The organism is Janthinobacterium sp. BHSEK (assembly GCF_056174685.1).
Genome location: NZ_JBWBYV010000084.1, coordinates 24,111 through 37,793, shown reverse-complemented (window position 1 = coordinate 37,793; position 13,683 = coordinate 24,111). Strand labels below are relative to the sequence as shown.

Here is a 13,683-nt window from a genome sequence, read left to right as displayed (position 1 = left end):
CCGGCTAAGCCAACCTACAGTTGGCATCGCGGTGTTCGTAGGTCGGCTTAGCCGGAACGGCGTAAGCCGACAAGCCAGCCACCTCATTTAAGCCCATAAAACCGGCAAGCATTGAGGCCGAAAATATCGTCCCTGTCCTGCTGATCGAGATGCGCCAGCAGCGCCTCGCTGGCGGCCAGCCAGGCCGCATAGCCGCCGGCCAGGTCGACTACCGGCCAGTCGCTGCCCCAGATCACGCGCCGGGGGCCGAACACGTCCAGCACATGTGCGGCATAGGGGCGCAGCTCGTCCACGTTCCAGCCAGGCCTCGCTTCCGTCACCAGCCCGGACAGCTTGCAGTGCACGTTCGGCAGCGCGGCCAGCTGCGCCATGTCTTCGCGCCAGTGGCCAAATTCAGCTTCGGCGATCGGCGGTTTGGCCGCATGGTCGATCACGATGGCAAGCGATGGATAAGCAAGCGCGCATCGCAGCAGTGCCGGCAGGTGGCGCGGCAGCACCAGCGCGTCCAGCCGCAAGCCGTGTGCCGCCATGGCCCTCAACGCCGGCGCGAGCGCGGGATCGGCGATCCATGCATCGTCGTCGAGGTCCTGCAGCATCGGGCGCAAGCCTTTGAGCTTGCCGTGCGACGCCAGGCGGGCAATCGCCGCCGGCGCATCCATCGCCAGCAGATCGGTCCAGCCCACGACCGCACGGATAAAGCTGGTCTTTTCCGCCAGCGCCAGCAGGTAATCGGTATCGGCGCACGACGGCAGCGACTGCACCAGCACCGTTCCAGCGATGCCATGTTCGGCCAGCAGGGGCGCCAGGTCGGCGGGAGCAAAATCGCGGTGGATGGCGGCCAAGGATGGCGGCGGCCAGCTCCCGCCGCGCGCGGCCAGTTGCCAGAAGTGCTGGTGGGCGTCGATGCGCATCATGCGGCTCCCTTGGGCACGGGTGCGTGCGCATCGATCAGGCCAGCTTCCTGCAAGGCCGTCCACAAGGCATCCGGCAAGGGCGTGGCGAACCAGTCGAGGTTTTGCCGCAGCTGCGCCAGGTCCTGGCCGCCCGGGATGCAGGAAACGACGGCCGGATGCGCGAGGGGGAACTGCAGGGCGGCGGCCTGCAGCGGCACGTTGAATGCGCGGCAGACGGCGTCCAGGCGCGCCACGCGCTTGAGTATGACCTCCGGCGCATCGGCATAATTGAATTTGCCGTTCCCGGCCAGCACGCCCGAGTTGAACGGGCCGCCGATCACGATGGCGTTGCCGCGTTCCACGCACAGGTCCAGCAATGGCGACAACGAAGACTGCTCCAGCAAGGTGTAGCGGCCGGCCAGCAGGGTGCAATCGAGGTCGAATTCCGCCATCGCCCGCAGCACGATCTCGCATTCGTTGACGCCGAGGCCCACGGCCTTCACCTGGCCGCCGGCGCGCAGTTCATCGAGGGCGCGAAAGCCGCCGCCGGTCGTCAGCTGGCGCCAGTATTGCTGCTCGCGTTCGCCATGCGTGGCCTTGCCGATATCGTGCACGAACAGGATATCGATGCGCTCGAGCCCCAATCGCTGCAGGCTGTCGTCGTGCGAACGCAGCACGCCGTCATACGTGTAGTCGTAATGGGGGCGGAACGGCAGCGGCGCGGCAAAGCCGTCGTCGCCGGGGCGCACGCAGGCGTCGGGCCGCATCAGCCGTCCCACCTTGGTGCTGACGACAAAGCGGTCGCGGGGCCGCTCGCGCAGCGCCGCGCCGAGACGGTGCTCGGACTGGGTATAGCCGTAGAACGGCGCCGTGTCAAAGAAGCGCACGCCGGCGTCCCAGGCGCCATCGAGGGTGGCGCGTGCCTGCGCGTCGCTGACCGGCTGGTACAGGCCGCCCAGCGGCGCGCAGCCCATGCCGATGCAGGGCAGCGACAGGCCGCCACGCGGCAAGCTGCGCAATTGTGTGACATCCATGAACCCGGTCCTCAAGCAGCGCGCAAGGGGAAGCAGCCTGGCCCCACCGCGTCGAATTGTTTATAGGTCAGCACGAACTCCTGGTGGCCCAGGTCTTCCGAGCGGCTCAGTTCTCCGTTGGCCACGTTCAGCACGGCGGCGACGATCTCCGCGCCCACCTCTTCCAAGGTGGCTGCGCCCGTGAGGATCTTGCCGGCGTTGATATCCATGTCGTCGGCCAGGCGCTCGAAGGTTTGCGGATTGGCACACACCTTGATGACGGGCGAAATCGCCGAGCCCACCACGGAGCCGCGTCCGGTCGTGAACAAGGTGATGTGGGCGCCGCAGGAAATGAGTTCGACGATTTCCGCGTTGTCCGACACGTTCGGGAAACCGAAGCGCGGCTCGCCGTCCGGCACCACGTCGAGCAGGTACAGGCCGCCGCCGGCCGGCTGGTCGCCCGGCTTCAGAATGCCGACGATGGGCGAGGAACCGCTCTTGGCGTAGGCGCCCAGCGACTTTTCTTCCTGCGTGGTCAGACCGCCATCGGCGTTCCCCGGCGAGAAGCTGCCATGACCCATGATGGTGTAGTAGCGCGCGGCCTTGGCCACGGTGTCGACGATGGCATTGCCCAGCTCCGGACTGACGGCGCGCCGCTGCATGTGGTATTCGCAGCCCACCAGTTCGCCCGTCTCCTCGAAGATGCAGGGGCTGCCGGCCGCGATCAGCGTGTCGAAGGCGACACCGACGGCCGGGTTGGCACTGATGCCGCTGGTGCTGTCGGAGCCGCCGCAGATGGTGGCGACGACCAGTTCATCGATCCCCATCGGCACGCGCTCCTGCCGCGCCAGGTGATCGAGAGCCCAGCCTATCCATTCGACGCCGCTGCTCACGCTGGGGCGGGTGCCGCTGTTTTCCTGGATGGTGATCGTGTGCACGGGGCGGTCGCTGTCGGCCACGGCGCTGGAGAGGCCATATTTGTTGAAGCCTTCGCAGCCCAGCGACACCAGCAGCACGGCGCCCACGTTCGGGTGCGTCAGCAGGCGGCGCATCACCTGGTCCGCGTATTCGTTGGGGAAGCAGCCCGTAAAGCCGATCAGGTGCACGGGCTGGCCGGGAAACGCGTTGACCATCAGGCGCGCCACGTGGTGCGCGCATTCGACCATATAGGCCACCACCACGATATTGCGGATGCCCTTGCGGCCATCGGCGCGCAGGTAGCCCGACAGGGCGGGTGTCGTCGTTGGAGCGTTCATGCTTGGTCGTCCTTGTGCAGGAAATGGTGGCCGTCCTGGCCCAGGGTAAACGTGGGGATGTAGTCGCTTGCCAGGTTGTGCGTGTGGATATGCTCGCCGATGGCGACGGGAGCCGTGATGCTGCCGATCAGGGCACCGTAGCGCAGCACCTTGTCGCCCACGGCCAGCGCGCAGCGCGCCACCTTGTGGCCGATCTGGATGTCTTGCGCCAGGGTGACGGGCAAGCCATCGATGGCGACGACGTCGCCGCAGGCCAATGCTGTCCTCGCGATCAGGCAGTTATCCTCGGGCGACATCAGGAGCAGGCTGGCAGGCCGGGAAGCGAGGCTCATGGCGCACCCTCCCCGCCAAAGACGGCTAGGCGTCCGGCTGGCTCAGTTTTTCCCGCGTGCCGATCGAGGACAGCATGGTGCGGCGCGAGGAATCGAGGTGCGAGCGCATGCACTCGAGCGCCTTCGGTATGTCGTGCTCCGCCAGCGCATGCAGGATCGCCAGATGCTCCTGCACCGCGTACTGGTTGCGGCCCTTTTCCTCGCCCTTGTCCCACTGGTAGTGATAGTGGAAGACAAACGAGACGATATCGTAGAAGCCCTGCGCGAAGCGGTTGTTCAAGAGGCCAATCAAAAAGGTGTGGAACTCGCGGTCCAGCGCCGGAAAGGCGTTGTGGCGCGTGTCTATCCTGGCCGCCAGCTTCTCGTGCTGTTTGATCAGCCGCGCCAGTTCCGCATACGCCGGGTCGCCATGCTGCAGGTGCGCAAACTGCTCCACGGCCGCCATCTCGAACATGCGCCGCATGTCCGCCAGTTCGGTGGCAAAAGACCTGTCGAACGCGCACAGGCGCCAGCCGCCGCGCGGCTTCTTCTCGATCAGGCCGAAGCGCGAAAATCCGATCAGAAATTCGCGCACGCTGACGGTACTGGCACCCGCCTCGCGCGCCAGCTCCGCTTCCGAAAATTCCGCGCCGGGCGGCATGTCGCGCTGGTACACGCGCTCCATCAGCACTTGCTGGATGCGCTCTGCCCCCGACTGCAATTCGGAGATGTCGAAGTAGTCGCCCGGTATGGGTTTGCGCAGCAGGCGCCGGTCCGCCGGGCTGGCGATCAGCCGCCGCGTCGACAGGTAGGCGATCGCGCTGCGGACCGCCGTGCGGCTGCCCTGGCAGATAGTGGTCAGGAACTGCTCCGTCGGCAGCATCTCGCCCACTGCGACATTCTCGGCGAGAAATTGCAACAGCAGATTGGTGCTGCGCTTGAAGACGGTGGCGGGTTTGGACATGGATGAATGAACGCGCTATGCCAGCGAAAGGTAAAGTGGATGAGTGGGCCATTTTAGTCGATATCGGATTGGATCGGCATGCAAAAAAAGAAACAACTGCGGTGACGGCGGCGTTCATGGCTGCGCTCCCGGCGCCAGCATGGCGCGCAGGCGCGGCTGCCCCAGGGCGGGACAGAACTGCCGCGCCAGCGCCGCCACGGGCGCCATGCGGCGCGCAATCTTGCCGGCGTGGTGCTGGGCGATGTCGGCCAGGCGGTGCGCAAGGAAGGGATTGCAGAAGCGCTCCCTGACCTGCGCCACGTAGGCCAGCGCGGCGTCGCCATGCTGTTCTCCCATGGCGGCAAACACGGGCAGCACTTCCTCGTGCCACATGGCTTCCAGCGCGGCGCGCATGGCGCCATCATCCATCGCCTCGCGCACCGTCATGCCGGCCGGGCTGCCCCGCTCCATCCACAGCTGCGCCAGATAGGTGTGACCCAGGTTCAGCAAGAACAGCTTGCGCCGTTCATAGTCGCGCAGGCTGTTTGTGACCACCAGTTGCCGGTGGCGGCACGGCAGCAGCATGCCTTCCTGCGCTTCGATGGCCCACAGCGCATAGGGTTCCGCCACGGCGCCTACCGGTTCGATCGGTTCCGAAACGATGCGGTCGACGAGGGAATTGATCCACAGGCAGCCCGTTTCCAGGTAGCCGATGAACGCGGCATCGCAGCGCCACTGCCGCGCCAATCTGACGATCACCTGGCGCAGTACATGACCGTTGTCGGCCACCAGTTCGCACGGAAAAATCGAGAGGGGCGCGGCGCCTGCCAGGAAGCGCCCGTGCAGCAGCACCAGCAGCTTGGCGGGAAAGCTGGCGGGGACGGCCGCGCCGTCGAGCATGCCGGCGTGATCGGATTCGTCCAGCTGGTAGCCCGTGTCGCCCGTATTCGACAAGATCACGCGCGCGGCCACGGCCGCATCGCGCACCTGCCGCCAGTCGCTGCCCGCTTGCCACGCCTGTGTGACGGCGTGGGTGCGGCGCTCTTCATCGACTTGGGCGCCGTCCTGCCAGCCGCGGATGCGCACGGGATAGCCGCCGGGCCGGCGAAACGCCGCCACCCTCGCCGCGCCCTGCGCGCTGCCGGTCGTTTGCACGATGGTGATCTGGCCGAGCGCCTCGCCGAGGCTGGCCGCTTCGCTGACGAACAGGTCGGCGTGCGCCTGCAGGAAGCGGCTGGTGCCGAATTGAAGTATGGGGTTGAGATCGCTCATCTCAGACCTCGACGATGGCCTTGATGACGCCCGCCTCGGGCTGCATCCAGCGATCGAGCACGCCCGTAAATTCGTCGAGCGTGGTGCGGTGGGTATTGAGCAGCGCCGTGGGTACTTTCCCCGCCTGCATGGCCGCCACCACGTCCTCGAAATCGTCGACGGTGGCATTGCGGCTGCCCAGCAAGGTGGTTTCGCGCTTGTGGAATTCAGGGTCGGAGAACGACAGGCGGTCGCGCACGATCGATACCAGCACATAGGAGCCGCCGTGGGCGACGAAATCCAGGCCACGCTCCATGGCGGCGATATTGCCGGTGGCGTCAAACACCACGTCGAAGAATTCGCCGCCCGTGGCGTCCGACAGCAGCTCCTTGTCGCCCTCGCCCAGCTGCACCGTGCGGACGATGCCCAGCGCGTCGCGGCAGAACCGCAGGCGGTCGGCGCGGCCGTCGAGCACCGTCACGTCGGCGCCTTTCAACGATGCGAACAGCATCACGGCCATGCCGATCGGGCCGGCGCCCACCACCAGCACGCGCTTGGCCGCATCGACCGCGCCGCGCTTGACGGCATGCGCGCCGATGGCGAGAAATTCGATCATGGCCGCGTCGTCGAGCGAGATGCCTTCCGTCTTGAAGACGAAGCGCTCGGGCAGCGCCAGGTATTCGGTCATGCCGCCGTCGCGGTGCACGCCCAGCACTTCGATGCGGGTGCAGCAGTTGGTCTTGCCCTGGCGGCAGGCCACGCAAGTACCGCAAGACAGGTAGGGCATCACGTAGACCTGGTCGCCTACGGCCAGGCGCGAGCCGGCCGGCGCGCTGTGGATATGGCCGGACAATTCATGGCCCATCACGCGCGGATAGCTGAGGAAAGGCTGGGTGCCGCGGAAGATATGCATGTCGGTGCCGCAGATGCCGACGCGGCGTATGCGCAGCAGCACTTCGCCCTCGGCGGGCACGGGCACGGGACGCTGCTCCATGCGCAAACTGCCGGGCGTATCGCAAACGATACTTTTCATCATGGTCGTCTCTCTCGCCGTCCGGATCTTGCCGGCGGCATATTATATTTAACGTACAAACCAACTGTGAAAAAAAATCCGTCTGCGCGGATTGTCTTTCCAGCCCTGCCAGTGACGCGTCTTGCTGCGCCGCACAACGATCATGCCATCATGCCGCCTGGCCCGAACCCCATTCTTTAGCTGCCGCCGTCATTCGGTTTTATAAATATACCGTACAAAAAAATGGAGGTCAACGGATTCTTTTTCCGATTTTTTCGGCTCCTCTGCTACATTCCTGCTTGACCCTGACGTGACGTCAGGCGCCATCGTGGCAGCACGCACTGAAGACAAGGAAAAGACGATGCTGTTGAAAATCGGTGAACTGGCCAGGCTCACGGGCCTGACCATCCGCACCCTGCACCACTACGACAGCATCGGCCTGCTCTCGCCTTCGGCGCGCACGCAAGCTGGCTACCGCCTGTACCAGCACGGCGACATGGACCGGCTGCACCGGATCATGGCGCTGCGCAAGTTCGGGCTGTCGCTGGCCGATATCGCCAATGCCCTCGCCGGCCCGGACCTGCCTTTGCATTCCATCGTGGCGCAGCAGATCGCCATGCTGGAGCGCCAGATCGCGCAGGCGTCCACCCTGCGCGAGCGCCTGCTCACCCTGCAGGCGCAACTGGCGCAGGGACAGGCACCGGAACTGGCCGAGTGGCTTACCACTATGGAGTTGATGACCATGTACGACAAATATTTTAGTCCTGAAGAACTGCAGCAATTGCCGCTGCTGACAGATAGCGCCGTGGAACAGGAATGGAAGGCGCTGGTGGCAAGAGTGCGCGCACTGCAGGCCACGGGCGCCGGCCCCGGCGACGCGCCAGCACAGGCGCTGGCCACGGAATGGATGGTCAAGCTGGTGCGCGACACGGGCGCCCACCCTGGCCTGTTCGCGCGCCTGAACGATATGCATGCGCAGGAGCCATCGATGCAGGCCACGACCAGCATCGATGCTGAGCTGATGCAGTTCATCCTCGCCGCCTTCAACGCCTCGCGCATGGCGCTGTACAAGCCTTTCCTCGACGAGCAGGAATATGCGTATTTACTCGCCAACTACGGCAGGCGCTCGGGCGAGTGGCCGGCCCTGATCGCCGCCGTGCGCGCCGCCATCGATGCGCGCACGCCGCCCACCGACCCGGCCGTGCTGCAATTGGCGCGGCAATGGCTGGATCTGTTCCGTTCGTATGCGGGCACGGACCCGGCCACGCAGCTGAAATTCCGCCAGGCGCACCAGCAGGAACCGCGCTTGATGGAAGGCAGCTTCGTTGACGCCGCCATGGTGCAATACCTGGGCGCGGCGATGGCTATCGTGGCGCAGGAGCGACCACGTACATAGTTGACGTGTGGCATCTCGTGGGCGGGGCCATGTAGAATCGGCCATCGCCCACGAGAGGAACCACCGATGCGCCGCTTTCTGTTTGCCTGCCTGACCCTGCCCGCCCTGAATTCCGCCATGGCGGCCGATACGCCCGTGCAAGGGGTGTGGCAAGGCACCCTGGGCAAGGCAAGTATCGTCGCCTGCCTCAACCAGCCCAGCCCCACGCAAGGATCTGACCGCAGCGGCAATTACTACTACACGCGCTACAAGACACCGATCATGCTGTCCATGGCGAACGGCAAGAGCGACTGGAGCGAGTCCGACGCCAAGGGTGACACGACGGGCATGTGGCGCCTTAACGCGCCGCAGGGCGGCAAGCTCACCGGCACGTGGACCGAGCCGAAAAGCGGCAAGACCCTGCCCCTGGCCTTGAGCTTGCTGGAAGCGGCGGGCGAGCGCGAACACCCGTCCTGCGCCAGCGACGCCTACAACCTGGCGCTGGAAGACTTTCCCAACACCAAGGTCAGCAAACCCGTTACCTTCGAAGGCAAGCAATACCGCAACCTGCAAGTGGGCGACACCATCACCGTGGAACTGATGGCGCCCGGCGACGGCATCGCAAAAATCAACGCGCAGCTGCGCGCCGTGCTGGCGAAGAACAAGAAAGACCTGGCCGATTTCTATGCCACGCGCCGCGAATACCTGGGCCGCAACGGTTTCACGACGGAAGACGAAGTATATGCGGAGCCCACCTACTGGTCGCCGCGCTGGGTGACGGTCAAATTCTACCGCTGGGCGGCCGGCTATGGCGCCAGCGGCATCTCCATCCGCTTCCGCACCTGGGACGTCAAAACGGGCCAGGAGACGGACGTGTGGAACTGGTTTGGCGCCAGCGCCAGCGATGGCGACGACAAGGCCGAATTGCCGGACCGCCTGCGCCAGGCCCTCTTCAAGGACGTGAAAATCGACGCCGAATGCAAGGGCACGGATTACGACGGCCGCGGCCGCTTCCACCTCTCCTTGAAACCCGAAGGCGTGTCGTTCTGGGAAGACTCGAACGGCAGCGGCTGCGAAAACGATTTTTTACTGCCCTACAGCAAGGTTGCCCCCTTCCTCACCGTCAAGGGCCGCGCCGCGCTCAGCGATCTATTGCCGAAGAACTAAGCACTGCCTCTGCCACCATCTCCGCCGTCGCGGCCGCCAGGGTCCAGCCCAGGTGGCCGTGGCCCGTGTTGTAGTACACGCCCGGCGCCTTGCCCGGCCCCACTTTCGGCAGCATGGCCGGCAACATAGGGCGCAGGCCCGCCCACGGCACCACCTTGCGGGTATTCACACCAGGAAAGCACTGTTCGACCCACTGCAGCAGCGGGCGGATGCGGTCGGCGCGGATGTCGTCATTGAAGCCATTGAATTCCGCCGTACCCGCCACCCTGAGCCGGTCCTCGCCCAGGCGGCTGCTGACCAGCTTGGTCGCATCGTCGAGCAGGCTGACGCACGGTGCCGCCGCGCGGCTGGCGGCGTCATCGAGCTGCACGGTAATCGAATAGCCTTTCACGGGATACACGTTTACGTGATCGCCCAGCATGGCCGCCATGGCCCGGCTGGCCGTGCCCGCGCAGATGACGACGGCGTCGAACACGGCGCTGTCCTCGCCCGTCATGACCCGCACCTGGCCGTGCTCGCGCGCCAGCGCCGTCACCTGCGTGCCGTAGCGGCAAGCCACGCCCAGGCGGGCGCAGGCGTCGGCCAGGCCGCTGGTGAATTTGTGGATGTCGCCCGTGGAATCGCTGTCCGTGTAATAGCCGCCGTAAAAGTCGCCCTGCAGGGTCGGTTCGATGGCGCGCATTTCTTGCGGCGTGACGGCGCGCCGCTCCAGCCCTGCCTGCGCCAGCAGGCGCGACACGCCGGCCGCCCGCTCGAAGCCGCGCTGGTCGCGGTACACGTGCAGGATGCCGGCGCGGCGGTGGTCGAACGCTATCTTCTCTTCTTCCGCCCAGGCAAACAGATGTGTGCGCGCGGCAATCGCCATGCGCGCCGTGGCGATGGTGTTGCGCTCGTAGTGCGGCATGGCGGCGAGAAACTCCGCAAACCAGCTCAGCTTGTGCCAGCCGGGAGTCGGATTGAGCAGCAGCGGCGCATCGCGCCGCGCCATCCATTTCAGCGCGTTCCATATCGTCGCCTTGTGGTTCCAGACTTCCGCGTGCGAGGCCGACAATTGCCCGCCGTTCGCATACGACGTTTCCATGGCGGCATAGCGGTGGCGCTCGACCAGGGTGACAGCGACGCCCCGTTTCGCCAGCGCGTACGCCGTGGTGACGCCCGTGATACCGCCGCCGATGACGGCCACCGTGCGGCTCATGGCGCCCCTACCTTCTGCACGACGGTATCGCCCGCCTGCAGGACGCGGCCATCCTCGGCCAGCACGTCCATGCGGCGCACGGGCAAGCCTGAACCCCGCTGCAGCAAGGTGGAATGCGCCTCGCCAGGGTCGAACAATTGCGCCTCGCTCCACTGGCGCAAGCCGACGACGACGGGAAACAGCGCCAGCCCCTTGGCCGTCAGCACGTATTCCTGGTAGGCCGTGCCGTCCGAGGCGGGCGCAATCGTAAAAATGCCCTCTTCCACCAGCGTGTGCAGGCGGTCGGCCAGGATGTTCTTCGCCACGCCCAGGCTTTTCTGGAATTCCCCGAACCGGCGCATGCCGTCGAAAGCGTCGCGCACAATCAAGAGCGACCAGCGCTCGCCGATCGCGTCGAGCGCGCGCGCCACGGGACAGGGGTCGGTTTTCAGGCTCTTGCGCTTGGCCATCGGCATGCTCCAGGATTGAGTGGTTGCATTTTAAAACTAATCACCGTAGACTCCAACTGGTTTTAATTTGCAACCACTTATAGGCAAGCCCATGCGCGACACGACCACCCCCATCACAACAGCACTTCCTTCCCCTCTCGTCTGGCTGTTTGCCTGTGCGGCCGGCCTCAGCGTGGCCAATGTGTATTACGCCCAGCCTTTGCTCGCCACCCTGGCGCAGGAATTCGGCATGACGGAGGCCGCCAGCGGCATGGTCATCACGGCCACGCAGATCGGCTGCGCGCTGGCCCTGCTGCTGCTGGTTCCCCTGGGCGACATGCTGAACCGGCGCCGCCTGACCCTGTTCCAGCTGGGCTTGCTTGCCGTCTCGCTGGCGGCGCTGGGCTGCGCCCGTTCCACGGCTGCCTTGCTGGGCGGCATGCTGCTGGTGGGCTTGCTGGGCACGGCCATGACGCAAGGCTTGATCGCCTATGCGGCCAGCGCGGCGGCCAGCCATGAGCGGGGCAGGGTCGTCGGCATGGCGCAGGGCGGCGTGGTGATCGGCTTGCTGCTGGCGCGCACCCTGTCCGGCGTGGTGGCGGACCTGGCCGACTGGCGCGCCGTGTATTTTGTCTCGGCCGCCATCGCCTGTGCCCTGTTGCTGCTGCTGTGGCGCAAGCTGCCGCCGGCGCAGCCATCCGATCAAAAGCTGGCCTACGGCGCCCTGCTCGCTTCGATGGCGGACATGCTGCTGCACAACAAGGTGCTGCGCGTGCGCGGCATGCTGGCCCTGCTGATGTTTGCCGTCTTCAATATCTTCTGGAGCGCCCTGGTGCTGCCCCTGACGGCGCAAGGCTATACGCATGCGGCCATCGGCGCTTTCGGCTTAGTGGGCGTGATCGGCGCGCTGGGCGCGGCGCGTGCGGGCGCCATGGCGGACAAGGGCCGCGCGCAGTGGACAACGGGCGCGGCCCTGTTGCTGCTGCTGGCCGCGTGGCTGCCGCTCAGCTTTGCCGGTGCTGCCCTGTGGCCCCTGATCGTCGGCATCATCGCGCTGGACCTGGCGGGCCAGGCCATCCACGTGACGAACCAGAGCCTGATTTTCAAGCAGGACAGCGACGCGCACAGCCGCCTGGTGGCGTGCTACATGCTGTTTTATGCGGTGGGAAGCGGACTCGGGGCGATTGCCGCCACCAGCGTGTATGCGCTGGCGGGCTGGCATGGGGTATGCGCGCTGGGCGCGGCGGTCAGCTTGCTCGCCCTGCTGTTCTGGCGGCTGACCTTGCCTGCTGAAAAACTTAATTGAGCATCGCCGCGGCGGAACCGTGGCGGTACGTCTTCAGTGCATCCGGCTGGATCTGGATCAGCGAACCGCTGACTTTAATCAGGTGCAAATCCGTCAGCTGGTGCAGCACGCGCGACAGGGTGGCGGGCGCCAGGTTCAGGAACGATGCCAGCAGGCTTTTCTTCAGGTCCAGCTTGACCTCGTTGGAACGTTGCTGGTCCGATGCCTGCAGCAGATACTCGACCACGCGCTGGGTGGCGTTCTGCACGGAGCAGCGCTCCACGTTGCGAATGAAGCCCATCAGGTGGTGCGACAGGCTGTTCATCATCTGGCGCGCGATGCGGGGCGACTGGTCCAGCAGACGCAGCAGCGCGTGCGGCGGGATGCGCAGCAGCAGGCAGTGCTCGAGCGCTTCGGCGCAGAACGGATACGGTTCATCGAGGAAAATCATGGCTTCGCCGAAGCTCTGGCCCGGGCGGATCAATTCCAGGACCTTGTCCGTCCCTTCCATGGAAAACACGCTGAGCTTGACGAGGCCGAAGACCACCACGTAGGCGCCTTCCGCCACTTCGCCCTTGCGGAACAACACTTTGCCTTTTTCCACTTCGACACGCACGACATCCTGGCGCAATTGCTCTAATTGCGAAGGGGAAATATGGCGGAACAGAGCCTGGCTCGATAGCAAGCCATCGACGTTGACCTTATGCATGACACTCTCTTATTAGATTAGCGAATGACTAAGAGTGTAATGCGCAGGCACGGTCAAGGCCATACGTCAAAGGAACTAGGGTTGTCTAGGCCGGAACGCCATGCAGATCAAACAATCGCGCATTCCTTGTGGCTTTTTGGCACGGTATTTGCGCTTTGCTTGATCTTTATTTACCGAGTTCGCGCTCGACCGCATACACGGCGATCTGCACGCGGCTGCTGAGCTTAAGCTTTTTGAGGATGTTTTGCACGTGGATTTTCACCGTGCTTTCGGCCACGTCCAGCTGGCGCGCGATTTCCTTGTTGCTCAGCCCTTGCGCCAGGCACGCCATGGCTTCGCGTTCGCGCGGCGTCAGTTTGTCATAGTCTTCCTGCGGGGCGTTCTGCCCCGCGCGGAACTGCGACACGAGCTTGGCCGTCATGGCGTCGGCAATCACGGATTCGCCGGCGGCGGCGCGGCAAATGGCCTGGCCCAGCTGCTCGGCTTCTATATTTTTCAGCAAGTAGCCGCGCGCGCCTGCACGCAGGGCCGCGCCCAGGTCGGCCGCGTTTTCCGACACGGTCAGCATCAGCACCACCATCTGCGGCATGTCCTGCAAGATCATCTGCAGCGCCTCGACGCCGGACACGCCGGGCATGTTCAAGTCCATCAGCACCACGTCGGGCCGCAGTTCGGCCGTCAGGCGCACGCCGTCGAGCCCGTTCGATGCCTCGCCCACCACCTGGAATTGAGGATTGCGCTGCAGCAGCAGCTTGACGCCGCTGCGCAGCAAGGTGTGGTCGTCGACCAGCAGGATTTTGATTGGTGCGTTCACTATGTTTGTTGCCTGATAAGGATGATTCATC

General features: G+C 65.1%; 14 protein-coding genes. 3 read left to right on the top strand and 11 right to left on the bottom strand.

Annotated features, from left to right (window positions below; all coding sequences use genetic code 11):
• Window positions 1–83: 83 nt before the first annotated feature.
• The 7 genes from AC0V2Y_RS24755 to AC0V2Y_RS24725 all read right to left on the bottom strand — a co-directional run bounded on the left by AC0V2Y_RS24755 (window position 84) and on the right by AC0V2Y_RS24725 (window position 6,700).
• Complete coding sequence (locus AC0V2Y_RS24755; RefSeq protein WP_475417472.1) at window positions 84–914, bottom strand: amidohydrolase family protein; 831 nt, start codon at window positions 912–914, stop codon at window positions 84–86.
• Complete coding sequence (locus AC0V2Y_RS24750) at window positions 911–1,927, bottom strand: aldo/keto reductase (RefSeq protein ID WP_475417471.1); 1,017 nt, start codon at window positions 1,925–1,927, stop codon at window positions 911–913. Before AC0V2Y_RS24750 ends, AC0V2Y_RS24755 begins: the two co-directional genes overlap by 4 nt.
• 11 nt (window positions 1,928–1,938) lie before the next feature.
• Window positions 1,939–3,162 carry a UxaA family hydrolase gene (locus AC0V2Y_RS24745; protein ID WP_475417470.1) on the bottom strand — a complete coding sequence of 408 codons (1,224 nt, stop codon included), beginning with the start codon at window positions 3,160–3,162 and terminating at the stop codon, window positions 1,939–1,941.
• Window positions 3,159–3,494, bottom strand: a complete 336-nt coding sequence (locus AC0V2Y_RS24740) for a UxaA family hydrolase (RefSeq protein ID WP_475417469.1) — start codon at window positions 3,492–3,494, stop codon at window positions 3,159–3,161. Before AC0V2Y_RS24740 ends, AC0V2Y_RS24745 begins: the two co-directional genes overlap by 4 nt.
• A gap of 25 nt (window positions 3,495–3,519) precedes the next feature.
• Complete coding sequence (locus AC0V2Y_RS24735; RefSeq protein WP_475417468.1) at window positions 3,520–4,437, bottom strand: GntR family transcriptional regulator; 918 nt, start codon at window positions 4,435–4,437, stop codon at window positions 3,520–3,522.
• A 114-nt stretch (window positions 4,438–4,551) separates the two neighbouring features.
• Window positions 4,552–5,688, bottom strand: coding sequence for a mannitol dehydrogenase family protein (locus AC0V2Y_RS24730; protein WP_475417467.1), 1,137 nt, complete (start codon window positions 5,686–5,688; stop codon window positions 4,552–4,554).
• Between the two features lies 1 nt (window position 5,689).
• Window positions 5,690–6,700, bottom strand: coding sequence for a zinc-binding alcohol dehydrogenase family protein (locus tag AC0V2Y_RS24725; protein WP_475417486.1), 1,011 nt, complete (start codon window positions 6,698–6,700; stop codon window positions 5,690–5,692).
• Window positions 6,701–7,040: 340 nt separating this feature from the next.
• Here AC0V2Y_RS24725 and AC0V2Y_RS24720 point away from each other — a divergent pair, with 340 nt between their 5' ends.
• Window positions 7,041–8,075 (top strand): MerR family transcriptional regulator, encoded by a 1,035-nt coding sequence (locus AC0V2Y_RS24720; protein WP_475417485.1) that lies wholly within the window; start codon window positions 7,041–7,043, stop codon window positions 8,073–8,075.
• Window positions 8,076–8,141: 66 nt separating this feature from the next.
• On the top strand, window positions 8,142–9,221 hold the full coding sequence (locus tag AC0V2Y_RS24715) for a hypothetical protein (RefSeq protein ID WP_475417466.1): 1,080 nt from the start codon (window positions 8,142–8,144) through the stop codon (window positions 9,219–9,221).
• On the opposite strand, the gene AC0V2Y_RS24710 is transcribed toward AC0V2Y_RS24715, so the two are convergent.
• Window positions 9,196–10,416: a D-amino acid dehydrogenase gene (locus tag AC0V2Y_RS24710; protein ID WP_475417465.1), complete on the bottom strand. Its 1,221-nt coding sequence runs from the start codon at window positions 10,414–10,416 to the stop codon at window positions 9,196–9,198. The two genes, AC0V2Y_RS24715 and AC0V2Y_RS24710, sit on opposite strands and share 26 nt — an antisense overlap.
• Window positions 10,413–10,865, bottom strand: coding sequence for a winged helix-turn-helix transcriptional regulator (locus AC0V2Y_RS24705; RefSeq protein WP_475417464.1), 453 nt, complete (start codon window positions 10,863–10,865; stop codon window positions 10,413–10,415). The genes AC0V2Y_RS24710 and AC0V2Y_RS24705 overlap by 4 nt, the downstream gene beginning before the upstream one ends.
• Window positions 10,866–10,956: 91 nt before the next feature.
• Between AC0V2Y_RS24705 and AC0V2Y_RS24700 the strand changes: the two genes are divergently transcribed.
• Window positions 10,957–12,150 carry an MFS transporter gene (locus tag AC0V2Y_RS24700; RefSeq protein ID WP_475417463.1) on the top strand — a complete coding sequence of 398 codons (1,194 nt, stop codon included), beginning with the start codon at window positions 10,957–10,959 and terminating at the stop codon, window positions 12,148–12,150.
• On the opposite strand, the gene AC0V2Y_RS24695 is transcribed toward AC0V2Y_RS24700, so the two are convergent.
• On the bottom strand, window positions 12,143–12,838 hold the full coding sequence (locus AC0V2Y_RS24695) for a Crp/Fnr family transcriptional regulator (RefSeq protein ID WP_070221800.1): 696 nt from the start codon (window positions 12,836–12,838) through the stop codon (window positions 12,143–12,145). The two genes, AC0V2Y_RS24700 and AC0V2Y_RS24695, sit on opposite strands and share 8 nt — an antisense overlap.
• Before the next feature lie 166 nt (window positions 12,839–13,004).
• Entirely contained in the window at window positions 13,005–13,682 is a 678-nt protein-coding gene (locus AC0V2Y_RS24690) for a response regulator (RefSeq protein ID WP_475417462.1), read from the bottom strand.
• Between the last annotated feature and the right edge of the window lies 1 nt (window position 13,683).

What these genes read in the sequence shown, in the direction of transcription:
- AC0V2Y_RS24755 (WP_475417472.1), bottom strand. Translation starts at nt 914, where the DNA reads ATGATGCGCATCGACGCCCACCAGCACTTCTGGCAACTGGCCGCGCGC.
- AC0V2Y_RS24750 (WP_475417471.1), bottom strand. Translation starts at nt 1,927, where the DNA reads ATGGATGTCACACAATTGCGCAGCTTGCCGCGTGGCGGCCTGTCGCTG.
- AC0V2Y_RS24745 (WP_475417470.1), bottom strand. Translation starts at nt 3,162, where the DNA reads ATGAACGCTCCAACGACGACACCCGCCCTGTCGGGCTACCTGCGCGCC.
- AC0V2Y_RS24740 (WP_475417469.1), bottom strand. Translation starts at nt 3,494, where the DNA reads ATGAGCCTCGCTTCCCGGCCTGCCAGCCTGCTCCTGATGTCGCCCGAG.
- AC0V2Y_RS24735 (WP_475417468.1), bottom strand. Translation starts at nt 4,437, where the DNA reads ATGTCCAAACCCGCCACCGTCTTCAAGCGCAGCACCAATCTGCTGTTG.
- AC0V2Y_RS24730 (WP_475417467.1), bottom strand. Translation starts at nt 5,688, where the DNA reads ATGAGCGATCTCAACCCCATACTTCAATTCGGCACCAGCCGCTTCCTG.
- AC0V2Y_RS24725 (WP_475417486.1), bottom strand. Translation starts at nt 6,700, where the DNA reads ATGAAAAGTATCGTTTGCGATACGCCCGGCAGTTTGCGCATGGAGCAG.
- AC0V2Y_RS24720 (WP_475417485.1), top strand. Translation starts at nt 7,041, where the DNA reads ATGCTGTTGAAAATCGGTGAACTGGCCAGGCTCACGGGCCTGACCATC.
- AC0V2Y_RS24715 (WP_475417466.1), top strand. Translation starts at nt 8,142, where the DNA reads ATGCGCCGCTTTCTGTTTGCCTGCCTGACCCTGCCCGCCCTGAATTCC.
- AC0V2Y_RS24710 (WP_475417465.1), bottom strand. Translation starts at nt 10,416, where the DNA reads ATGAGCCGCACGGTGGCCGTCATCGGCGGCGGTATCACGGGCGTCACC.
- AC0V2Y_RS24705 (WP_475417464.1), bottom strand. Translation starts at nt 10,865, where the DNA reads ATGGCCAAGCGCAAGAGCCTGAAAACCGACCCCTGTCCCGTGGCGCGC.
- AC0V2Y_RS24700 (WP_475417463.1), top strand. Translation starts at nt 10,957, where the DNA reads ATGCGCGACACGACCACCCCCATCACAACAGCACTTCCTTCCCCTCTC.
- AC0V2Y_RS24695 (WP_070221800.1), bottom strand. Translation starts at nt 12,838, where the DNA reads ATGCATAAGGTCAACGTCGATGGCTTGCTATCGAGCCAGGCTCTGTTC.
- AC0V2Y_RS24690 (WP_475417462.1), bottom strand. Translation starts at nt 13,682, where the DNA reads ATGAATCATCCTTATCAGGCAACAAACATAGTGAACGCACCAATCAAA.